Below are 23069 nucleotides of genomic sequence, written 5' to 3'. Positions count from 1 at the left end.
TGTACCCGATGACCGAACAAAGTCACTTTTTTGCGCACCTGGCCCGAATGAAGCTAATCAATCGCTGGCCCCTCATGCATAACGTTCGTACCGAAAACGTACAGGAGCATTCGCTACAGGTTGCTATGGTTGCGCATGCTCTTGCATTAATACGTAACCGTTTTTTCGACGGCAATTTAAATGCCGAACGTATTGCCACGATAGCGCTCTTTCACGATGTTTCAGAAGTGATAACCGGTGATTTACCCACGCCCGTTAAATATTTTAACAGTACAATTGCCAACGAATACAAAAAGATAGAAAAAATAGCTGAACAAAAGCTGATTGGTATGGCACCGGAAGCGTTCAGACAGGATTATGCTGAACTTATAGATGGTCAGCAGCACAGCAAAGACGAAGCATTCGTGGTTAAAGCGGCAGATGTGCTATGTGCTTATTTAAAAACATTGGAAGAACTCAACGCAGGTAACCAGGAATTCAAACTGGCAAAAAACAGGCTTGATAAGCTGTTAAAAGAATATCAGTCTCCAGAGGTTAACTATTTTGTAGAAAAATACGTACCTAGCTTCTCGTTAAGTCTGGATGAAATAACCCAGGACGATGCTCCTGAAAACTAAATGCTGATTGGCTAATTTACGTAGACGAGCCTATGACCCAAACCAAAGTATCTGAACCTTCTTCACCTTGGGAAGCCCGGCTTCTGCCCCGAAGCATTGTGCGAGACGGTGATCATCGCGACAGTTTTCAACGTGATAAAGCCCGGGTACTTCATTCTGCTGCGTTTCGGCGCCTACAGGCTAAAACCCAGGTGTTGGGGGTTGGGTTAAGCGACTTTTATCGCACCCGCCTTACCCACTCATTAGAAGCTGCGCAAATTGGTTCAGGCATTACCGCGCAGCTACATTCAAAATATCCTGAACTAACTCAGCAACTTGGCCTTGATAGCAACCTTATAGAAACACTCTGTCTTGCCCATGATATTGGACACCCACCGTTTGGACATGGCGGTGAGGTAGCGTTGCATTTTATGATGCACAAATATGGAGGATACGAGGGCAATGGTCAGACATTTCGAATTGTGACGCAACTTGAACCTTATACCGCCGAACATGGCATGAACCTATGTCGTCGTAGTATTTTAGGGCTGGTTAAGTATCCTAATTATATCGAAACGCTGACGAACGCACAGTGTTATGGCAGTGTCGATGGTGCCCTGCGAACAATTAAAGCTTCGCAATGGTATCCCCCAAAAGGGTTGTATCGGTGCGATGAAAACAGGTTTAACTGGTTACTTGAACCACTCACCCACAACGACCGCGAAACCTTTGTTCAATACCATTTTAAAGAAGGTCAGCATCACCACACTTGTTTCAAATCGTTTGACTGCACCATTATGGAGTTGGCCGATGACATTGCCTACGGAATTCATGACTTAGAAGATGCTATTGTTATGAATATGGTGAATAAAGACCAATTTATAGCGTATGTTGTTAAACCCTTAAGCGAGCTTGAAGTTCAAGGTTTATCTAAGCAAATAATGCCTCTTTCGGACCAGCTGTTTAGCCAACATCCGTATGAGCGTAAAAATGCTATTGGTGCGTTGGTGAATGTATTTATCACAGCGATACGTATTGAAGAAAATCCTCGCTTCGAACTCGACTTGTTACGCTATCAGGCGTGTCTTCCCTCCTCTTTTGAGTCAGCTTTAAGTCTTTTCAAAAAATTTATTTATGAACAAGTCATTTGCCAGTCACAAGTGCAGGTTTTAGAGTACAAAGGACAGCAAATTGTTATGTCTTTATTTGAAGCTTACAGCAGCGATCCAGAACGTTTATTGCCTGAAAACACAAAAAAACGCTGGCAAAAAGCCCAGGACGAAAATAATGGTCATCGCATTATCGCAGATTATATTTCGGGTATGACCGATGAATTTGCTTCCAGACATTATTCAACTTTGTTTGCAGCCAAAGGTAATTTTTAGCCCCGTTAACATGAAAATTATGTAACGTTGACATGATTTGTGCTCATCTTCGGGTCTGCTTCGTAATACAACCTATGTTTGTTATGCCAGGTTACCTATAAAAACATGCCCGGAACCGGATGCCACTATTGGAGTTAACTATGCCAAAACCTTTCAAACCCTCTGTACGTCTCACTGATAACGATGTTACTGACGAAGATGTTTATAAAGACCGTCGACGCTTACTAAAATCAATGGGGTTTGTGGGAGCCAGTGCGTTATTAGCAAATAAAGCCCATGGGATTGGTTGGTTTGACGATGATGAAAAAGAACCCTTTAAAGGCAAGCCGTTAGAGTTTTCAACTAACTCTGAGTACAGTACCGAACAAGCGCAAACGCCTTATGACAAAGTGACCAGCTACAACAATTTTTACGAATTCGGAACAGACAAAGGTGACCCGGCTGAATACGCCGATAAGCTGACCTATAACCCCTGGCAACTTAAGGTAGACGGGTTAGTTGAGAACCCGGTTACCCTTAATTACGATGACTTACTTAATACTTACTCACTTGAAGAACGAATTTATCGTCTGCGCTGTGTAGAAGCCTGGTCTATGGTGATCCCCTGGACGGGTTTCGAATTAGCCAAATTGCTTAAACAAGCCAAACCATTATCGGGAGCGAAGTATGTTGCTTTTGAAACCTTATATCGCCCGTCTGAAATGCGCGGCCAGAATAGCCGGTTTGTGGGCGGCGGCGTAGAGTATCCCTATGTCGAAGGGCTGCGGCTAGATGAAGCAATGCATCCGCTTACGTTAATGTCGGTGGGGGTATATGGAAATACATTACCTCCACAAAATGGCGCCCCTATCCGACTTGTAGTGCCATGGAAGTATGGATTTAAAAGTATAAAATCGGTAGTGCGCATCGCGCTGACTGACAAAGAGCCGCCGACCACCTGGAACCGCCTGGCTTCAAACGAGTATGGTTTTTACGCCAACGTAAACCCCAAAGTTGATCATCCACGGTGGAGTCAGGCAAGCGAGCGCCGTATCGCTACCGGCGGGTTGTTTGCCAGAAACCGCATTGAAACCAAAATGTTTAATGGTTACGAAGAAGTTGCACCGTTATATAAAGACATGAACCTGTCGCGTTACTATTAATTTATGCGACGTCTTTTATCACGCCCGGCACGTTTGACCCGAGCCCAAATAATCACAGGAAAAACGTTAGTCCACCTTATACTGTCTGGGTTGTTGGCCTTTCAGTTTTTTCTTGGTGTGACTAATCAGTTAGGGGCGGACCCAGTAGAAGCACTGATTAACTTCACCGGGCTCAATGCTATTCATCTGCTGTTTATTACTCTGTTGGTTTCGCCGGCAGCCCGCCACTTACCGTGTGGCGATATTATGCGATACCGGCGCTTGCTGGGCCTGTACGTTTTTGCCTATGCCGTATCTCATTTACTGGTATACATTTTCTTTGAGCTACAACGTGACTGGTCGTTGCTTGCGAGTGAGATTATCGAACGTCCCTATATTATCGTGGGGCTGTGTGCGTTAATGATACTCACTGCCCTGACTGTGACCTCTTTTGAATCGCTTCGCAAAAAAATGGGACGACGTTGGCAATCTCTGCACAACCTGATTTATGTATGTCTGGTACTGGTATTACTGCACTTTAGCTGGTCGCAAAAAACAATTATTGCAGAGCCGCTTATTTACTGGGCTGTAGCAGCAATACTCCTATTACCCCGCAAAGACAAAATTAAAACCTGGTTTGGGTTTTCCAAACGAAAGCGCCGTTAATCAGCCGTACTTTTTACCGGCGCCCTATAACGTAGAGCACATCAGCATAACCGTGGGCGCTGTTTAACAAAGAAACAACAAAGCATTAAATTAACTGACTTCATCAAAATGATAAACTTGTCGGTCTAGAGCGGCCTGACGCCCTATTCTTAGAATCATTAACGAGGTCAGATATGAAGCATGCAGAACACTCTGCTCCCCCGGCGGCTGAACAACAAGGCTATTCATTGCGTGTCGTCACTTTCTGGCTGGCGTTCGGTACTTTTGTGATTGGGTGCAGTGAGTTTGCGGCAATGGGACTGCTGCCCTATTTTGCTAAAGATTTTGATATCACCGAAGAGGTAGCCGGGCATGCGATTAGCGCTTACGCCCTGGGTGTTGTTGTTGGTGCTCCACTAATTACGCTGCTTTTTTCGCGACTGGCCCGCCGCACCATGCTTATCTCTATGATGATTTTTTACGCCGTCGGGAATCTGCTTACCGCCCTGGCCTGGTCTGAATGGGCTATGAACGCTGCTCGTTTTATCGCGGGCTTACCTCATGGTGCCTATTTTGGTATTGCCATGTTATTCGCCGCAGATATTGCCGGTAAAGACAAAAGGGCTCAAGCAGTCAGCAATGTCATCATGGGTCTAGCCATCGCCAATATTATTGGCGTACCGGCTATTAGCGGAATCGGGCAGTTGTTTGGCTGGCGTACCGGCTTCTTTTTAATCTCAGCCTTTGCATTGATAACATCGCTGATGGTCTGGAAAACAGCTCCGTTTCGTGGCTCAAATTCTAACGCTAAACCCCTAACAGAATTGCAGGCTTTAAAAAATAAAGATGTGCTGCTGGTTTTACTGATGGGCGCGATTGGGTTTGGCGGTATGTTTTCAGTGTATTCCTATTTTAGTGCTTCTTATCTTAATACTACTTCAGCGCCCGAATGGGGCATTTCAGTTACATTGCTGATCTATGGTATCGGCGTGACGTTAGGTAACATTATTGCAGGCCGTTATTCTGAAGGTCGCTTGCTGCGCAGTGCGATATTATTTCAGGTACTACTGGGCCTGTCTGCTGCTGCGTATGCTGCGTCTATGGGTAATGCATTTTTGATGACCGTATCATTGTTTTTCATCGGCATTGGAGGGGGCATGGTAGTGCCGCTGCAAACCCGTTTGATGGACGTTGCCGGTAATGCGCAAACACTTGCCGGAGCTATGAATCACGCTGCATTTAATACAGCCAACGCGCTGGGACCCTGGCTGGCCGGAATGGCGCTGTCGGCCGGTTATGGCTACGCTTCTACGGGTTGGGTGGGTCTGGCTTTGGCTGGGGGCGGTGTTCTGGTCTGGATTCTTATCGTACTGAGTCAGTCTGCTAAAACTAGCCAGCCTGTAGAGCAAGGTGCCGGTTAATCGTTCTCAATAAAATCAGAGGCAGGCTTTGTTAAATAACAGGGCCTATTTCATGTGAACCTTACCGCCAATCATTTTATAGGCGGGCGCGCCCCTAATCATGGTTTCGCGGGCAAACTCCTGGCCGCAGCCCGGACAATGGCAGGGTGACAGGGTGTGATCTTCAACAATGCGTTCAATAAAACATTTCACCAGAGCGCCCTTTCCGCCTTTTCGATATTTAAAAATAACGGCTTTGCATTGCAGACAAGAAATTTGTACGGTGCGTACCGGTCCTTTTTTTCGTGGCTTGGCCATAACCTACATTGTTTGTCGATTGATGGCTCACAGGGTAGCGATTTCACCAATAAAATGCGAGCACACAAAGTATCGTTATCAATGCTTTATGTTTGGTTGAAACCAATAGGGCTTTTAGTTGAATTTATGCGTCTTTTTTAAACAAGCTGCCTTTTAAAAACTAAACAGAGTTTTTACTTTATAGTTTGAATAGCAGATACGATAAGTTCATTCTGTCTTCCAGTTTATAAAGGTGAGTCGTTGTCAGTCACGCAATTTTTAGGTATACACCGCAACAAGGTTTCGGTTAAAGAAAAAGCAGTCGCCACCTTCACCGGGGCCCTCGGTATCGGTTTAGTCATATTCTCGGCGACGCTGGCAAAAGCGCAATCGCCAATATTTATAAGTACCGCTGTGCTTATACCTATTGCCGCTACCGCCGTACTCGTTTTTGCAGTACCGCATGGGGCGTTATCACAACCCTGACCAGTAATTGCTGGCAACACTTTTAGCGCCATTGTAGGTGTTCTTTGCTTTTCTATGTTAGGGGATAGCATATACAGCATGGCAATGGCGCTAGGAGTGGCTGTGCTTATTATGAGTATAAGCCGGTGTTTGCATCCCCCAGGCGGTGCTACGGCGCTTAGCGCAGTAGCAGGCGGCGAAGCAATAACCACTTCTGGTTTTGAATTTGTATTATTTCCGGTATTTTTTTGTTCTGTTGTAATAGTTCTTGTGTCGGTGCTGTTGAACCTGCCTTTTAAATGGCGTTTGTATCCGGCGCATTGGTTTCACTTAAACAAAAAGGTTGAACCGGTTACCACAAAAGACCGGGATGCCGAGCTCACCTCAGAAGATTTTTTGCTGGCGGTCCAGCAGCATGATTCTTTTATCGACGTTACTGAAGACAGCTGGGTAGAATTGCTTGAGCAGGCTAAAGTAAATGCGCAAAAAAAACCTCAGCATCCCGAACACATCAAACCTGATGCGTTTTACAGCAACGGAAAACTTGGAAAAAATTGGCAAATTCGACAGGTCGTACGGTTAGAAAGTGAGACATATCCCAAGGCCAAACTGGTGGTGTATCGTACACTCAAAAATAACTCCCCTGGCGTCGAGCAGGTCCAGTCGCTACATACTTTTTTACAATGGGCGCGTTTTGAAGTGATTTATGAAAACCATCACTGGAAAAGAGCTCGGCAGTAGCCGGTATTTCACTCCAAACTCAGCCTAAGATGAAATCACTTCACTTCTATCAAAACTTCATTGCGCCGAAACATAGGCAGTGTAAATGGGCCGTTATAAGCTGCAGTCATTGCTTCGCCCTGAATCTGTAAATTCTGTTCAGCAACCCAGTCTTTGAGCCTTTTTGTGTGTTGCTGCTTATTGTCTTCACTCAACGTGCCGCTAAATGTAATCGCAGCAACGCTTAGATTGGAAACTTCACTGACCCAAATATCCGGACTGGTTGGCTCAGGCGTTGACTGACGGGTGAAATTCTGGGGCATGACGAACGACATAACCGACTCACCGCGGCTACTATTCATAAAAACGGGCGCGGTCATAGCGATGTTCTGACCTTGCTGAGCCTTATTCTCATTTTTGTTTTCCTGCCTGTTCATAAAAACCGGCGCGGTCATTGCAATCTCTGAAGACGCTTTATTCGCCCCTGAAATATAATCAAACAAACGCTTGAAGGCTTCGCCGTCTTTATCGGGAGCCATAAAAGTAGATACCAATACCATTTGTTTATATTCACGAAGCTCAATATCATTGTCTTTACTTGCTTTTACAACGGTATAAGGAGCATGGTTGACATCGCTTTTGCCTACTACTGAACATCCCGATATTAAAGTGAGCAACAACATCGGTAATAACTTTTTCATCAGACTCTCCATTGTAAATAGCGTGCGGTCACCAAGTTATGCAAAAAGCCTCGGTAGCCATTTATCGGTATAATTACGCGTGAGTTCGACAAAGGCATCAGTAATAAAAGATTAACTCTGCGTAAGCTATTTGCTTGAGCTGTGACAAACAAGCGTTACTAATTTGGGGTGTTTTGCTGAGCCTTCCACAATTTAGCGTAATGCCCCTGTAATTGCAGTAACTCACTGTGCCTGCCCTGCTCCACCAGTACACCGTGGTGTAATACTAATATATTGTCGGCATCGGTTATGGTAGAAAGTCTGTGCGCTATGACCAGACTGGTGTGAGCCTGAGCAGCTTGCTTTAAGGCGTGTAAAATAGCCTGCTCACTTTGACTGTCCAAAGATGATGTAGCTTCATCAAAAACCAGAATACGCGGATTTTTTAATAATGCTCTGGCAATAGCAACACGCTGTTTTTCGCCGCCCGAAAGTTTAAGTCCGCGCTCGCCTACCTGGGTCTGAACCCCGTTGGGTAAACTTTTTATAAAGTCGTCCAGCGCGGCAAGTGAAATAACCTTATGTACTGCTTCATCACTGGCCTGCGGGTTACCGTAGCGTATATTTTCAAGTAAGCTGTCGTTAAATAAAACGGTATCCTGGGGAACAATACCCAACGCTTCACGAACACTGACCTGCGTACAGTGCATCAGATTTTGTCCATCAATAGTTACACGCCCTGCGGTAGGGTTATACAAGCGGAATAACAACTTAACCAGGGTCGACTTACCCGCCCCGCTGGCGCCCACTACCGCGACTTTTTCGCCTGATTTTATTTTAAAAGAAACCCCCTTTAATATGGGCCTTTCAGGGTGATAATCAAAAGCCACCTGCTCAAAGCTTATCTCGCCGTGCTCGGCAACCAGTGTTTGTGCATTGGGTGAGTCCTGGACCTTCGGGTCGCGTTCGAGCAATTCAAACAAGTTGTGAATGTTGGCCATAGCGCCGCGTATTTCACGGTAAACAAACCCTAAAAAGTTTAGTGGCATAAAAAGTTGCATGGTGAATGCGTTGATCAGTACAAAGTCACCTAATGTCATTTCGTTAGCCATGACACCTAACGTCGCGTTCACCATCATGGCGGTAACCGCAATTGCGATAATAAGCGCCTGGCCTGAGTTCAACGCAAACAAAGATAGCCGGTTTTTTCGGCGGGCCTGTTCCCACTCTGCCAGCGAATCATCATAGCGACGGGCCTCAAACCCGGCATTATTGAAATATTTAACCGTTTCAAAGTTAAGCAAACTGTCTATCGCACGGGTATTTGATGAAGAGTCGGCCTGGTTTAATGCATGTACAAAGCGTGTGCGCCAGTTGGTCGCTTTAACCGAAAAAGACACGTAGGCGATAACCGCTGTTACAATAATCAGGGCGAAAGACAAGCCGTATTGCTTTAGCAATATACCTACCACAATAATAATTTCTAAACAGGTAGGCAGAATATTGAATACCAGAAAACGTAGTAAAAAACTGATGCCACTGGTGCCTCGTTCAATATCTCTGGAAAGACCGCCTGTCTGCCGGCTTAAATGAAAATCGACATCCAGCGCATGCAGGTGATTAAAAACTTTTAACCCCAAACGTCGCATAGCACGTTCGGTTACCCGACCAAATAATGTATCGCGTACTTCGCTCAATATGGTATTTAGAAACCGTAACGCGCCATAAGCTATCACCAGCGCCACAGGTACGCTTAACGCTATCGCTGCAGGGTTTTCAACATCCAGCGTGTCGACCACATGTTTAAGCACAAAAGGTAAGCCGATACTGGCCAGCTTTGCGGCAATAAGGCAACCCACCGCTACCACTACCCTTTTTTTAAACTCAAACAAAAAAGGGAGTAATTGCGATAAAGTGTGCCAGCGCACGGGAGTATCAGACGGAGCAGAAAAACGATGGCGGGGCATAGCGCCTCAAATATAGGTGCGTAGAAAATAATATGCTATCGCATCGACATTCTCAGAGCTATAAGCATGTTTGCGTAAATAATGTCGGTTCAGAAGAAAAAGTATCGCGGTAATACTACGAGCGAATTTAGGATCACGTGGGGTAACGCTGCTGCAAAATAAGCATAGTTAAATGAATGCTTTTGCCATATCATATAACTATGGGTAAAAATAAAAAAACTAAAAATGGTACCAAAAAAATTCATCGGCGCAATGATTGCGTGTAATCCACCCCATATCAACGCACTTATTATACAAATCATCAAATGCGACATTTTCAGGTGCTTCATCCCGGCGACCATGAGTACTATAAGAAATGTTTCTATAATCGGCGCTAAAACGATATAACCAAATACGTCAATCAACAGTACTGAAGCATCGTTGTTGTCGGGTATTAAATTAAGAGAAAAAATTTCGTTAGTGGCAAATATACCTGAGATTATTATCAGAGAACCAAAAAATGCAAATACACTCGCAGCTACTACATAAAATTTGAAAGTACTAATATTAAAAATAAAAAAGTTGTTGTTCATAATTTTGTCATAAAAAGCGAACGGGTCCCCTCCTTCTATTGATAGTTAAATTCTATTTGTCGCGGCGCCAAAGCTGGTTGCATTATGATCTAATCCAATCATTTCACCTCCTCCTGCTTTTACCGCATCCCAAAGCATTCCACCACCAACTGAGCTGAAGAAAAATCTGGCCATTGATGAAAATAGCCACCGCCAATCTCATTGAGTTCAGCTTCGTTCAAATATTCCATGGTTAATTCCTTTTAGTTTAAGTATGACATTCAGATATGATGTTCAGGCATACCGTTCTTGTGCGGTTACTTACTCTTTGTCTTTCAATGGTAAATAACTTCAAGTACATAGTGTCACCAGAATATTGAACAAAGTACTGATCAGAGGTACAGAATTTCTGTCATAAACTGCCCGTCGCATTAACTTCGAAACTTTAGTAACCCACTTTTATCAACGAAGACCGGCTTTTGCTAAAGATACAGCTGTATTTCGATTGATAAAGGCTAAAAAATGAACAGGGTTTTGCATTATCTTTACTTATTGACGGTATTTTTACATGTCATACGTAACCTTGTATTACCGAAAAACCGAAACATTCGTAAATCATTTGTCTTTTTTAATCATCGATAACTTATCAGTGAAACTGTCTTTTCCTTCTACTGCCTGGCCGTGCACAAAAGCGGGATACACTTTTTTATACGGTGCATCTAACGCGTACACCGTACCGCAGTCAAAATTGGCTTAGACTATGTACATAAATTAATCACCCATAAGCATCACAAAATGCTTGCATGTTTATTTATACAGTACTACTGTATAAACACACTGTATAGATAAACAGGCCTTATTATGATTGAACAAGTAGCTAACACACTTCAGCTCCCCCTGCCCCCTGAAAGTGGCGTCGCTTCGCGCGGTAAAACCAAGGTCTGGCGCTATTTGCTGGCAAGTTCGGTTACATTTTCTAAAGAGGTGGAATACGGCATTCGTATTCAGAAACCCTGCGATCTCAAATTGGGACTTTGGCTGCAGCGCTTAATTGTCAGTCGCCAGTGTGCAACAATATATGTAGAAAATTTATCGTTATCTAAAACAGAAAAGCATTCCATTTTGCAACTTTGCGATGGGTATGATGTGGAGCTTGTAAACTTAATAGTTGATAGTTCAAGTCAGGGTAATGTAGTTATTGGCCCTTGGTAATTGTATCTATTGGCGGGTAAACTGGCGTGTTTTAAAATTCTGATTCAGGCTTTATATGCGCTGTTATTGTTGTAGTTCATTATCATACTCTCATTGTTGTGAGCCCATTTTACTCAAACAACAAACTGCTGGCTCTCCTGAAGCATTGATGCGGTCTCGGTTTACTGCATATTGCTTACAAAAGTATCAATATATTGTAGATACCTACAGTGAAAATGAGCGAGCTGGAATTACTGTAGAAGATATTGCACAGAGTGCGTCAGATACTCGCTGGTTCGCACTGAATATTAATAGTACAGATACCACAGCGCAGATCGTAGAGTTTACTGCATTTTATTATGAAAAAAGCAAAACGGGTATATTGCACGAATCGTCAACGTTTGTTTTAGAGAACAGTGAATGGCGATACAGTACCGGTATTATTCATGACAATACCGGCATGATAAAAATTGGCCGTAATGATCCTTGCCCGTGTTTAAGTAACAAAAAATTTAAACAATGCTGTTCAAGGATCAGATAATTTTCGTTGAGAAATTATCTGACGCTACATAAAAAATACATTAAAAGCACAATGTTACAACTAACGCTTTTCAATTCTGACCTAACGAAACTGTGAAAGAAACGATGTTTTGCGCCATAGTAAAACTACACCCTTTGAGTCTGGGCTTATAGCAAAGCCATTGTGGGTTAATTGATTATTTGTATTTACAGCATCAGCGTAGACATGAATCTATGCTGTGGGTGGTTTCGTAGTCTGATGGGTTCGGTAGCATTTAGCCAATTGCCATTTAATGCTTTTTTGTTCAAAATGCAGTGAAATCAGCCCACCAACTAACACAGAAGTTCCAACGATAAACCAGTATAGCGGCGAGCTAAAAGACACCAGGTCAGCGGCATACAGATATACGTTAAGAGGTAGCACAATAAGTAGCGCGCCAAGGGTTTTTACTGCTTCTCTGAAAAGCTCATTATCAGATTTTACTTCTTCAATTTTAATCAGAAGTTTTTCTTCATCAAAATTATGCATTTTAGGAAAATTCCTTTTTACCCAGCTTACATAGTCCATATTCTGTCCCTGGTTACTTAGATATCATTACCTTTCGTTAAATCCGGTTTTTATGCCGAACTGTGTGAGGCGATTTTAAAAAATAATATTTGAGAATACCTTTGCTCGGATTACAAAGCAACGATATGTAGATACAGAATCTTGGATGGTACGCGCACTCTCGCATAGTCACCTCCCTCTCACTTTCAGAGCCGACAACCGGGCTTAGCTTTTTAAGTGCTATAGGGTAGGTATCTTAATTCAGGCACTGAAGCGGTTTTGATAAGTAAGCTTAGAACAAGCGAAGCCAACATTTAAGAGATAAACATAAAAAAAGCGAACCCGAGGGTTCGCTTTATAAGTCTACAGATATCTCGATTCAGCCGCGCTTCCAAAAGCGAATATCACGCAATTGAGTGATAAAGTCAGACGGCGTCGTCTTATCAAGGTCTACAAATCCTTTATCAATTTTAGATGTCATATTTAGCTCATCTAGCAAAGGTTTGGTACCGTCAATGAAACCGATGAATTTATTATGGGCAAATGCATCCATAACAAAATCTTTAGCTTCGGGAACTTTCGCCTGCTCTTTCGCGCCCTCTTCGGTCAATAGTACCGCTACCGCGTCATAAAGAACTGAAGGACCACCATCGATTACCTGGTTACCTTTAATGTGTTTTCCACCAGCGGTTTTAATACCATTAACGGTGGGAGCAACAATTTCATACATAGCACCTTCGTCTTTCAGTGCCTGTAATAGCCCTTCAAGCAGCTCATCTTCTACACCCGAGCAGCAGAAAATACCCAGTTTTCTACCTTTAAAAGTATTTGGCGCATTCTTTAGAATACTGAGTTTGTCGGATACTGCTAAGTCATCTCGAGGTGCCATAGCGGCTTCGGCTTTGTCCGGCATTTCTTCCAGACCCAAACCTTTAGCAACCCCTTCAGCTAATGTCTCATCAACGTTGCGCAAGTGGGATACCACACGTTCACGAATGGCAAGTTTTTCAACTTTAGACAATTCAAAAACAAAGGCATCACGCATATGAGTCTGCTCAACCTCAGTCTGGCTTTTGTAAAATTGAATTGCCTGGCTGTAATGGTCAGCAAACGTTTCTGAACGATAACGCAACTTGTCACCTTCCACTGGTTCACTAGAACTTTTATAGCCATGCTCAGGGCAAGCGCGTGGATTGTCCTCGCTTTGCTCCCATGAATTGGGTTCGTAATTAGCACGGCCCTTAGGCGTGTGCATTGCCATGTGCCCGTCTTGCTGGAAATTTCGCATTGGACAACGGGGGGCGTTTACCGGAATCTGCGTAAAGTTCGGCCCACCCAGACGTTTTAGTTGCGTATCAAGATATGAAAAATTACGACCTTGTAATAGCGGATCAGGCGTGAAATCGATACCGGGTACAATATTTTGAGTACAGAAGGCCACCTGCTCTGTTTCAGCAAAGAAGTTATCGACCATGCGGTTCAATACCATTTTACCAATTTTCTTAACCGGCACCTGTTCTTCAGGAATGATTTTGGTCGCATCAAAAACATCAAACTCAAAGTTGTCAGCAAACTCCTGGTCGAAGATTTGAACTCCCAGCTCCCACTCCGGGAAGGCTCCGGCCTGAATTGAGCTCCATAAATCGCGACGATGAAAGTCGGGATCTGCCCCGTTTATCTTCAGAGCTTCATTCCATACTACCGATTGCAAGCCAGCAGTTGGCTTCCAATGGAACTTAACGTATTTTTCTTCGCCATTGCTGTTAATCAACTTAAAGGTATGAACACCAAACCCTTCCATGAAGCGAAATGAGCGTGGTATTGCGCGATCTGACATGATCCACATTAACATGTGTACCGATTCTGGCGACAAACTCGTGAAGTCCCAGAAATTGTCATGGGCAGTTTGTGCCTGGGGAAAACCACGATCTGGCGCTTGTTTAGCGCTATGTATCAGATCAGGAAATTTGATTGCGTCCTGAATAAAAAACACCGGGATATTGTTACCAACTAAATCCCAGTTGCCTTCGTTCGTATAAAATTTAACCGCAAAACCGCGTACATCACGCGCTAAGTCGGGTGAACCTTTGTTTCCTGCTACTGTAGAAAAGCGCACAAAAACGGGCGTTTGTTCGCCTTTTCGCTGAAACAAATCAGCGCAGGTAACGTCAGAAAAGTTATCGTATGTTTCAAAGTAGCCATGGGCGCCATAGCCGCGAGCATGGACTACTCGTTCTGGAATACGCTCGTGGTCAAAATGAAACATTTTTTCCCGAAAAATATGATCTTCGAGTAAGGAAGGGCCACGTTTGCCCGCTTTTAACGAGTTTTGATTGTCACTTATAGGGCAGCCCTGAGCAGTGGTCATCACTTCATTTTCGCCGGAAGGGACCTGGTGTAATTCGCCACCATTTCCTTTTTTACCAGAATATTTGAAAGACTCAGCCATAGTCGTTACGTTCCTTATCAGCATGGGTTAACACGATATCTCGTAAAGTTGAATACTGTCATTTTTCTAAAATGGGTTTACTGAACTTCATTAAACTTTTAGGTCATCCGTTATAATCGATATAAACCCAATAAATCACAGCCTTACAAAACATAAGTTATACCTAATGTATCCAAGAGCCCTTAAATTTGGTTATTTTACACTCCAAAAAATTGCGGGGTAAGCGCATTGCTACATGCAGATACCGCTGTGGCTAAGCACTATTTTTGTTCTCTGTATTTTTACTGTTTGTATTAGCCCTGAATTGCGAAAACCACCCTGCATTCTATTTGATTTGGGCTTCAAACCTACCAGACAGTGTCGGCGTATCACCGCGATAGTCTATCTGCAATTTGATCTTCGGCGCCTCAATAACAGAACTAATACTATATTCAAAAAAAGGAGAACAGCATGAGTAACATTCTGGTGATAGGCGCTTCAGGCCAAATTGGCAAACAGGCTACACAAAAATTATTGGATGCCGGTCATAGTGTTACCGCTCTGGTTCGTAGCAAAGATAAACTTTCAGACTTTGATAGCGCTTCACTGTCTATTTTTGAACAAAATTTAGAAGAGGACTTTTCAAAGGCATTTGAAGGGCAAGAGTCAGTTGTTTTCTGTGCAGGCTCGGGTGGCAATACCGGTCCCGAAAAAACCCTGCTTATCGATTTGTGGGCTGCGCGTAACGCGGTTGAGTTTGCTAAAAAAGCCAATGTTAAGCATTTTATTATGGTGAGCTCTGTAGGCGCTGATGATCCTGATGCTGCTGACTCTCCGATAAAGCCTTATTTGGTCGCCAAGCATATGGCCGATGAGCATTTGCTAAATAGTGGTCTTAATTACACTATATTGCGCCCGGGTTCTCTTACCGATGAACCGGGTACAGAATATGTTCAGGAATCTATGCCTGAAAAAGATGAAGACAGAAAGGTTCCGAGAGAAGACGTTGCCACAGCGATTTTATATAGTGTGGACCAGCAAAAGGCGTCAAACCGAATTATAGGTTTGTTTACCGGCGACCAACCTTTAAAAGCTGTATTTCAATAAGCTTTCACATCGTGAATAACTTTGTACGCAAAGTTGGCGACTTAGCCGTCGCCAGTTTTTCGGTGCACTAATGACGCTACCGCTAATCCACAGTAATACAGAACAGATTGATTGTTTCAGGGTAGCGGTTTCAGGGGATTATGGGTTGTGAGACCCATTTCCCACTGCTATCGAGCCAATGTTTTTCGCGATATTGCGGGTTACCCTGTAACGATAAGTAATCCACACTTTTAATAAGTAGTTTGAGCACACAAAAGTGTTCTGGCGGATGACTCATATCTTCAGTGACTCTCAGGGGTCCGTTACTTTGTTTTACGCTACCGGGTTGCCCCCAGAAGTATTGTTTACGCCCCGCATCCGAAAGTTTTGACCATTGTTTGTCTATAAGCTCCGGCGCGGTCTCGCGGGTATACCCTTCACCATGCACAATAAAGCGATATTGCTCCCGGCTTTTCGAAAAATACCAGCATACAGACGCTTTGGGTTGTAATGACAGCTCAGACCATTTAGCAGAACGCGTGTCAGCCACCACCACTAAGGCGTTGTCAACGTTGTCCAGATAACGAAATACTACAGTACGATTTGCCGGAACCAGGTCCTCTGTCAGGGTGGCCAGTTGAAAGTACCGGCTCTCGGGCTGACTGCGGGCCTGATGCAGACTTTTGGTCAAACGTAAGGTCCAGTCTGACATAACCTATACCTGCGCAGATGATTTGACACGGCTGAATAATCGATAGAAATTTTCAGTCGTGGCCTTCGCCAGCTCGGCCACCGAGATCCCTTTAAGATTTGCGACAAACTCGGCAACTTCTACAACATACCCTGGTTGATTTTGTTTACCTCTGTGAGGTACAGGGGCTAACCAAGGCGAGTCTGTTTCTATCAGCAAACGCTCAAGTGGAATCGCTTTAACAACTTCCTGTAAGTCTGACGCAGAATTGAAAGTAACAATACCTGAGATAGAAATATAAAAATCCATGGCTATAGCAGCTTGTGCCATTTCAAGTGACTCAGTAAAACAATGCAATACTCCCTGGGTCGCCGGCGCTTTGTATTGCTTTAACATCGAAATAGTATCTTCACGGGCATCACGGGTATGAATAATCAGCGGTTTTTCAACCGCATTTGCCACTTTAATGTGGTCAATAAACGACTGCTGCTGAATCTCTTTAGTATCAGCACTGTAAAAATAGTCTAAGCCAGTCTCGCCAACAGCAACCACTTGCGGCTTGGCCGCTTTTTGCAATAACGCCTGATAAGTACAGGCGTCTTCCTGGTGTAACGGATGTACACCGCAACTTACTGAAACATCATCAAATTGACTTACCTTAGCGTACATTTCGTCAAAATCTTTTACCGAAACGCTTACACATAAAAAGTGCTCTACACCACGGTTACGGGCAAAATTAAGCGTATCGATAAGTTGTGAGTCGTTCATTTTTAAACGATCTAAATGACAGTGAGAATCTACAAACAAAAATAACCTCTTCTAAGCGATAGGCTTCAACAATTAGCCTGTTTGTTTTATTTCGGCTAACAAACAACTAAGGATCATGGATTTATTGATACCCGGATTTTGCAATATTTTGCGAGCCTGGGTACAGGCTTCATATAAGTGTATTGTTTGTTTATCGGGGTACTTTATACACTGGCTATGCATGTATTGTTGCAACCAGCCGACTACCCGTTCAGCATGTTCCTGCCAATCTATGGATAACGAGACTGCGTCTTTACTACCTGCCAGCAACGAGTCTAAACCTTCAGTAAAAGCGCGATACTCTAAACCTTTGTCTTGGTGAAGTGACTCGACAATAGCAAAAGGGGCTCCCCCATAGGCATGCAGCAATGCTTCAGAGGCATCTTTAACACCCTGTTGTTCTAACCATTTTAAAGCATCCGCTGTCACTGGCGCTGGAAATATGTGTTTTTCACAGCGACTTACAATAGTGGCGAGCAACTGTTGGGGTCGATTAGTCAGCAATAGAATGAACGTATTATTAGTGGGTTCTTCCAGTGTTTTGAGCAAAGCATTAGCGGCTGCTTCAGTCATTTTTTCAGCTTTTGGAATAACCAGAACCTTATTGCCACTTAATTGCGCCGTTGAATTAAGCCGCCCGATACCCTGACGTATGGCGTCAACGCCAAGTTGTTTATCGCTGACCAATTCAGCCATATCAGGATGACTTCCTGCTTCGTAAAGCAAGCAGGCCTGACATTGTCCACAGGCACCAGTGGTACTATTGTTTTTGCATAGAATAGTCTTAGCCAGCTCACGTGCCAGCACATGTTTGCCTATACCTGCCGGTCCGGTTAATAGCAAACCATGATGCAAACGCCCCGCTTGCAACCTGCGAATAAGTTTTTCATAACGTGATAAAAGCCAGTCTGGAATTAGCATGTTAAAAAATTTTCTACTGTGGCAACGACATTAGCATGTACCTGCTCTATAGGTTGCATAGCATCAATTGTGATAATTCGCTTATCGGCTGCGGCTAATTCAAGATAACGCTGACGGGTTCGTTCGAAAAATGCCAGTCCGGATAACTCAATCCGGTCTAACGCGCCCCGCCCTTTTGCGCGTTCAAGTCCAACTTCTGGCTGAACATCTAAATACAACGTCAGGCAGGGTTTAAACCCGTTAAGAGTGATATCACTCAACATCTGCATGGTTTTGACACAAATTTGTCTGCCTCCACCCTGGTAGGCTTGCGAAGATAAATCATGTCGATCGCCAACAACCCATTGTCCTGAAGCCAATGCAGGTAATATCTGGTTAACCATTAATTGTTTTCTGGCTGCATACATCAGCATCAGCTCTGTTTCTTCGGCCACCTGTTCCTGCCAAGGCTGTTTTACGCATTCGCGAATGGCTTCTGCCATAGGTGTTCCGCCAGGCTCGCGAGTGGTTATACAGTTTATTTTAGCTTTTTTTAAACGCGCTACAATCAGGTCGATTACCGAACTTTTACCGGCTCCTTCCAGGCCTTCTACTACGATGAACTTGCCTTGCATAAATTTACCTGTTTTGAAGCTGATATTTGCGTACGGCAGCATTGTGCTGCTGAAGTGTTTGAGAAAACTGATGCGAGCCATCACCTTTTGCTACAAAATAAAGCGCATCGGTACCAGCCGGCTGTAATGCTGCTGTCACTGCGGCGCGTCCTGCCATAGCAATTGGGGTGGGCGGTAAACCTTTAATTACATATGTGTTGTAGGCGTTTTTTTGGCGCAAATGTGCCCGGGTAATGTTGCCATCAAACGACTCACCTATTCCATAAATAACGGTAGGATCGGTTTGCAGACGCATATCAGAACGTAAACGGTTAACAAACACCCCGGCTATTTCGCCACGCTCGGCAGGTACCGCGGTTTCTTTTTCAATAATTGAAGCCAGAATAAGCGCCTCATAAGGTGAATCGTACGGTAAGTTGACCGCCCTTTGCTGCCATTGAGAGGTCAAATAATCACTCATTGCCTGCATTGCTCTGCGTAATATTACCGAAGCCCGGGTGTGGTGCGTAAAGTGATAGGTATCTGCTAAAAATAATCCTTCTAGCGACAAAGGCGCAACCGAAAATGTCTTCTGCCACTTTGCCTTAAGCTGGCTGAGGGTGTCGGCGGTTAAGTCATCTTTAATATTGGGATGCTGCTGTAACGATTGCTGCCACTGAGCAAGGGTGAGTCCCTCTATCAGGCTGACTGAAAACTGAGCTTCGTCTGCCTGACTGAAACGTTCGAGCGCAGCTTCTAAATTCATACCAGGCTCTAGCCAGTAAGTTCCTGCTTTCACACCGGAGCTAAGCATACCGGCTTTCATCCCGAGTTTGATTACTAAGGTGTTTACCGGCAATGCATCACGTTGTTCAAGCTTGGCAACCACTTGATGGGCTGAGCTGCCCTTTTCTATAGTAATAAGTTGTGGCGAATTCAATTTAAGCGGTGCTGACAGCTCTTGAGCCATATAATATCCGCCCGCCACCAAACACAGTACGCCTATAAATAACGCAATAAATATTGTTTTAAAGACTGCCATACTCACCCTGATAAGCTGCTTGCCATTTGTGCCACATTTGTGTGACCGGGGCGACACTGAAACGTAATGTATTGTCCGCCAATCGTAATGTGTGAACCGGTACAATTTGCATGAGTGCATTACAGATAAACACACATTTTCCATGTTGCAAACTCTGAAGATTATAACGTCCTACTTCAAAAGCCATGTTGTCGCCACTTAGCTGATCAATAACAAAACTACGCATCACCCCTGCCACTCCACATTGATTTATTTGCGGAGTATACCAACGATTTCCGGTCTGCCAGAATACATTTGCAGCGCTTGCTTCTACCAGGCAACCCTGCTCATCACATACCAAAACATCATCAACATCATCGGGAATCGCTTGTTTTATTAATACCTGTTCTAGCCGGTTTGTGTGCTTCAAACCACCTAAAAGAGGTTGTCTGGCTAACGCTATATTGCTGATCCCCAGCGTAATCCCATTGCTTTGCCAACCTGAATAATAGTCTGGCAGCGGCGAAAATGAACAATGCAACCCAGGACGATTAAGATGGGTACGAGCATACCCGCGACCCCCTTCCCCCGCGCTAATAAGTACCTTTAATGTACCTTCTGCAAGTTGTTTGGCTTGTTCAAGAATTTCACGTCGTAATGATTGCTCATCAAGGGTTAGCCCTAAGCGATAAGCGTCATGAAGTAAACGGGCAATATGACGCTCGTACAGCGCAACCTGCTGTCGCTGTACTTTCATCGTAGAAAACAGACCGTCGCCATAATTTGCTGCCCGGTCATTAATAGCAAATTCAGTCACGCTGAAAGACCCCTCTGCTAACAAGAAACTAAGTATATCAATGGCAATAATCGCCGCATAGCTAAGTAAATCGTCACCTACAAAAAAAGCAGCTCTAAAGCTGCTTTTTATTCATACTGGCTAAAGATTACAACTTTTTGAAAATCAATGTACCATTGGTACCGCCAAATCCAAATGAATTACACAATGCATAGTCAGAATTAAATTCTTTTGCTTTATGGGCAACAAAATCCAAATCACAGCCTTCATCTGGATTATCAAGGTTAATGGTCGGCGGCGCAATTTTGTCTCGCAAAGCCAGCAGGGTGAAGATTGCTTCGACCGAACCAGCCGCCCCCAACAAATGCCCTGTCATTGATTTAGTCGAACTGACCAACAGGTTGTTTGCATGAGCGCCAAAGACACGCTTAACCGCAGCAACTTCAGCCTTATCACCAGCCGGAGTCGATGTACCATGCGCATTAATATATCCAATTGCCGTTTTATCAATGCCAGCATCGTTCACAGCGTTTTCCATAGCCGCAGCGGCCCCTTCGCCATCTTCTGGCGGTGAGGTCATATGATGTGCATCGCCGCTCATACCAAAGCCAACAAGCTCACCGTAGATATTTGCCCCGCGTGCTTTAGCCGACTCATACTCTTCAAGCATGACCACCCCGGCACCTTCGCCCATAACAAAACCGTCACGGTCAGTATCCCATGGGCGGCTGGCTGCCTGGGGCGAGTCATTACGTGCTGACAGCGCGCGTGCTGACGCAAAACCTGCCAAAGCTAAGGGGGTAATTGAGGCTTCTGCCCCACCGGCTAACATCGCATCTGCATCGCCATAAGCGATGGTACGTGCCGCAATACCTAAATTATGAACCCCTGTGGTACAGGCCGTAACCACATTAAGGTTTGGCCCTTTCAATCCTTCCATTATAGAAAGAAAACCAGAAATCATATTCGTAATAGTAGACGGAACAAAAAATGGAGAAACCCTTTTGGGTCCACTTTTCAGCAATTTTTGATGATTTTGCTCAATCAGTTCCAGGCCGCCTATGCCAGAACCAATTGCAACGCCAACGCGTGCTGCGTTGTCTGCATTAATCTTCAAACCAGAATCCGACAGAGCCTGCTTACCAGCTGCAATACCCAGCTGAATAAACCGATCCATTTTTTTCGCTTCTTTTTTATCGATGTACTCTTGCGGGTCAAAATTATCAACCTGACCGGCAAAACGAGTGGAATAGTCACTGCAATCGAAGTGGGTTATCTCACCGATGCCGCTTTCGCCAGCAAGCAGTTTGCGCCAGGTTTCATCAACCGATTGCGCTAATGGAGACAACATGCCAAGACCAGTAACCACTACGCGACGTTTTGTCACAAAAAGCCCTCGCATTGGAATTAAGGTAGGAATACAGAAAAAAACGGCTCGAAAGAGCCGTTTTGCTAAATAAGAGGCTTACGCGTCTTTGTTTGCGTTGATGTAATCAACAGCAGATTGAACAGTAGTAATTTTTTCAGCTTCTTCATCTGGAATTTCAGTGTCGAATTCTTCTTCCAGAGCCATAACCAGCTCTACAGTATCAAGTGAATCCGCGCCCAAATCGTCAACAAAAGAGGCTTCAGGTTTTACTTCTTCTTCTTTCACGCCAAGCTGTTCGATGATGATCTTTTTAACGCGTTCTTCGATGTTACTCATAATTCTAGGTTTCCCTTAACGTAACTAGATATAAAAACTGTCGCTAGTTTATTTTGCAAGACTACCTCTTGCAAGCACCAGAGCCAACTAATTGGCTGGTCTAACCAGCAACGAACTAAAAATTATTAAACAATTTTTTCACATTTACTAAAATAATGCACGGTTTATAATAACTAAAAACGTCTATCGACGTCTTAGTTCATATACATACCGCCATTAACATGAATAGTTTCGCCAGTAATGTAAGCTGCACCGTCACTCACTAAAAATGCGACGGTCTTGGCGATTTCTTCAGGCTGACCAAGGCGATTGGTGGGAATATCTTTTGCAATTGCCTCGCGCTGGTCATCTGACAAGGCTTTCGTCATGTCAGTATCTATAAAGCCCGGGGACACAACATTAACAGTAATGCCGCGAGATGCTACTTCACGTGCCAATGATTTACTAAAGCCAATAACGCCCGCCTTTGCTGCTGCATAATTAGCCTGTCCAGGATTACCTGAACTACCCACTACAGAGCCAACATTAACGATACGCCCATGCTTTTTCTTCATCATGCCGCGTAAAACAGCTTTCGACAAGCTGAAAATCGAATTTAAATTAGTATTAATGATATCCTGCCACTCATCATCTTTCATGCGCATTAGCAGATTATCGCGGGTTATACCGGCATTATTAACCAATATATCTACACCGCCAGCTTCGTCTTTGATCGTTTGCAGCACCGCATTTACAGAGTCAGTCTCGGTGACATTTAAGCGCAACCCTTTACCTCCAGATGCATGTAAATAGTCACTAATGGCCTCAGCGCCCTTATCACTAGTGGCGGTGCCATAGACTGTTGCGCCCTGACTGGCTAATTCTAACGCAATAGCTTTGCCAATGCCTCGGCTGGCTCCGGTCACCAATACAATTTTGGCTGTAAGTTCCGACATAT

24 protein-coding genes are annotated in these 23069 nt (G+C 44.1%); 10 read left to right on the top strand and 14 right to left on the bottom strand.

Annotated elements, in window-relative coordinates:
* Positions 1-8: 8 nt before the first annotated feature.
* The 5 genes from yfbR (at position 9) to JK130_RS04135 (ending at position 5168) form a co-directional block, all read left to right on the top strand.
* Positions 9-617, top strand: coding sequence for a 5'-deoxynucleotidase (gene yfbR / locus JK130_RS04155; protein ID WP_218352959.1), 609 nt, complete (start codon positions 9-11; stop codon positions 615-617).
* A gap of 32 nt (positions 618-649) precedes the next feature.
* Positions 650-1981 carry an anti-phage deoxyguanosine triphosphatase gene (locus JK130_RS04150; protein ID WP_218352958.1) on the top strand — a complete coding sequence of 444 codons (1332 nt, stop codon included), beginning with the start codon at positions 650-652 and terminating at the stop codon, positions 1979-1981.
* Between the two features lie 140 nt (positions 1982-2121).
* Positions 2122-3123 (top strand): protein-methionine-sulfoxide reductase catalytic subunit MsrP, encoded by a 1002-nt coding sequence (gene msrP, locus JK130_RS04145; RefSeq protein ID WP_218352957.1) that lies wholly within the window; start codon positions 2122-2124, stop codon positions 3121-3123.
* Positions 3124-3240: 117 nt separating this feature from the next.
* Complete coding sequence (locus tag JK130_RS04140; protein ID WP_343210977.1) at positions 3241-3768, top strand: protein-methionine-sulfoxide reductase heme-binding subunit MsrQ; 528 nt, start codon at positions 3241-3243, stop codon at positions 3766-3768.
* Positions 3769-3941: 173 nt separating this feature from the next.
* Positions 3942-5168, top strand: coding sequence for an MFS transporter (locus JK130_RS04135; protein ID WP_218352955.1), 1227 nt, complete (start codon positions 3942-3944; stop codon positions 5166-5168).
* A 45-nt stretch (positions 5169-5213) separates the two neighbouring features.
* Here JK130_RS04135 and JK130_RS04130 read toward each other — a convergent pair whose 3' ends face one another.
* A complete protein-coding gene (locus tag JK130_RS04130) occupies positions 5214-5465 on the bottom strand; it encodes a hypothetical protein (RefSeq protein ID WP_218352954.1) in 252 nt (83 codons plus the stop codon).
* A gap of 240 nt (positions 5466-5705) precedes the next feature.
* Between JK130_RS04130 and JK130_RS04125 the strand changes: the two genes are divergently transcribed.
* Together JK130_RS04125 and JK130_RS04120 are read left to right on the top strand one after the other, a co-directional pair.
* Entirely contained in the window at positions 5706-5930 is a 225-nt protein-coding gene (locus JK130_RS04125) for an HPP family protein (RefSeq protein ID WP_218352953.1), read from the top strand.
* 6 nt (positions 5931-5936) lie between these two features.
* Positions 5937-6650: an HPP family protein gene (locus tag JK130_RS04120; RefSeq protein ID WP_218353087.1), complete on the top strand. Its 714-nt coding sequence runs from the start codon at positions 5937-5939 to the stop codon at positions 6648-6650.
* Between the two features lie 35 nt (positions 6651-6685).
* Here JK130_RS04120 and JK130_RS04115 read toward each other — a convergent pair whose 3' ends face one another.
* Together JK130_RS04115 and JK130_RS04110 are read right to left on the bottom strand one after the other, a co-directional pair.
* Positions 6686-7330, bottom strand: coding sequence for an SOUL family heme-binding protein (locus JK130_RS04115; RefSeq protein ID WP_218352952.1), 645 nt, complete (start codon positions 7328-7330; stop codon positions 6686-6688).
* 158 nt (positions 7331-7488) lie between these two features.
* Positions 7489-9276 (bottom strand): ABCB family ABC transporter ATP-binding protein/permease, encoded by a 1788-nt coding sequence (locus JK130_RS04110; protein ID WP_218352951.1) that lies wholly within the window; start codon positions 9274-9276, stop codon positions 7489-7491.
* A 1412-nt stretch (positions 9277-10688) separates the two neighbouring features.
* On the opposite strand from JK130_RS04110, the gene JK130_RS04105 reads away from it, so the two are divergent.
* On the top strand, positions 10689-11039 hold the full coding sequence (locus JK130_RS04105; RefSeq protein WP_218352950.1) for a deoxyguanosinetriphosphate triphosphohydrolase: 351 nt from the start codon (positions 10689-10691) through the stop codon (positions 11037-11039).
* Positions 11040-11094: 55 nt separating this feature from the next.
* Entirely contained in the window at positions 11095-11559 is a 465-nt protein-coding gene (locus JK130_RS04100; protein WP_218352949.1) for a YchJ family protein, read from the top strand.
* Positions 11560-11769: 210 nt separating this feature from the next.
* On the opposite strand, the gene JK130_RS04095 is transcribed toward JK130_RS04100, so the two are convergent.
* Complete coding sequence (locus JK130_RS04095) at positions 11770-12066, bottom strand: hypothetical protein (RefSeq protein ID WP_218352948.1); 297 nt, start codon at positions 12064-12066, stop codon at positions 11770-11772.
* Positions 12067-12463: 397 nt separating this feature from the next.
* Entirely contained in the window at positions 12464-14533 is a 2070-nt protein-coding gene (locus tag JK130_RS04090) for a catalase (protein WP_218352947.1), read from the bottom strand.
* 450 nt (positions 14534-14983) lie between these two features.
* Here JK130_RS04090 and JK130_RS04085 point away from each other — a divergent pair, with 450 nt between their 5' ends.
* Positions 14984-15619, top strand: coding sequence for an SDR family oxidoreductase (locus JK130_RS04085; protein ID WP_218352946.1), 636 nt, complete (start codon positions 14984-14986; stop codon positions 15617-15619).
* A 130-nt stretch (positions 15620-15749) separates the two neighbouring features.
* Here the strand turns inward: JK130_RS04085 and JK130_RS04080 are convergent, their stop codons facing one another.
* The 9 genes from JK130_RS04080 to fabG all read right to left on the bottom strand — a co-directional run bounded on the left by JK130_RS04080 (position 15750) and on the right by fabG (position 23067).
* Positions 15750-16310: a pyridoxamine 5'-phosphate oxidase family protein gene (locus tag JK130_RS04080; RefSeq protein ID WP_218352945.1), complete on the bottom strand. Its 561-nt coding sequence runs from the start codon at positions 16308-16310 to the stop codon at positions 15750-15752.
* A gap of 3 nt (positions 16311-16313) precedes the next feature.
* Positions 16314-17096 carry a TatD family hydrolase gene (locus tag JK130_RS04075; RefSeq protein ID WP_218352944.1) on the bottom strand — a complete coding sequence of 261 codons (783 nt, stop codon included), beginning with the start codon at positions 17094-17096 and terminating at the stop codon, positions 16314-16316.
* A gap of 33 nt (positions 17097-17129) precedes the next feature.
* Complete coding sequence (gene holB / locus JK130_RS04070; RefSeq protein WP_218352943.1) at positions 17130-18017, bottom strand: DNA polymerase III subunit delta'; 888 nt, start codon at positions 18015-18017, stop codon at positions 17130-17132.
* Positions 18011-18631 carry a dTMP kinase gene (gene tmk / locus JK130_RS04065; protein ID WP_218352942.1) on the bottom strand — a complete coding sequence of 207 codons (621 nt, stop codon included), beginning with the start codon at positions 18629-18631 and terminating at the stop codon, positions 18011-18013. Before tmk ends, holB begins: the two co-directional genes overlap by 7 nt.
* Positions 18632-18635: 4 nt before the next feature.
* On the bottom strand, positions 18636-19652 hold the full coding sequence (gene mltG / locus JK130_RS04060; protein ID WP_218352941.1) for an endolytic transglycosylase MltG: 1017 nt from the start codon (positions 19650-19652) through the stop codon (positions 18636-18638).
* Positions 19639-20448 (bottom strand): aminodeoxychorismate lyase, encoded by an 810-nt coding sequence (gene pabC, locus JK130_RS04055; RefSeq protein WP_218352940.1) that lies wholly within the window; start codon positions 20446-20448, stop codon positions 19639-19641. Before pabC ends, mltG begins: the two co-directional genes overlap by 14 nt.
* 127 nt (positions 20449-20575) lie before the next feature.
* Positions 20576-21814 (bottom strand): beta-ketoacyl-ACP synthase II, encoded by a 1239-nt coding sequence (fabF, locus tag JK130_RS04050; RefSeq protein WP_218352939.1) that lies wholly within the window; start codon positions 21812-21814, stop codon positions 20576-20578.
* 78 nt (positions 21815-21892) lie between these two features.
* A complete protein-coding gene (acpP, locus tag JK130_RS04045) occupies positions 21893-22132 on the bottom strand; it encodes an acyl carrier protein (protein WP_108566146.1) in 240 nt (79 codons plus the stop codon).
* Positions 22133-22326: 194 nt separating this feature from the next.
* Entirely contained in the window at positions 22327-23067 is a 741-nt protein-coding gene (fabG, locus tag JK130_RS04040) for a 3-oxoacyl-ACP reductase FabG (protein ID WP_218352938.1), read from the bottom strand.
* Positions 23068-23069: the final 2 nt, after the last annotated feature.

It is taken from the genome of Alteromonas lipotrueiana (assembly GCF_019249245.1).
Taxonomy (GTDB): domain Bacteria; phylum Pseudomonadota; class Gammaproteobacteria; order Enterobacterales; family Alteromonadaceae; genus Alteromonas; species Alteromonas lipotrueiana.
The sequence above is the reverse complement of the archived record's forward strand: the minus strand, read 5'-3'. Positions and strand labels throughout refer to the sequence as shown.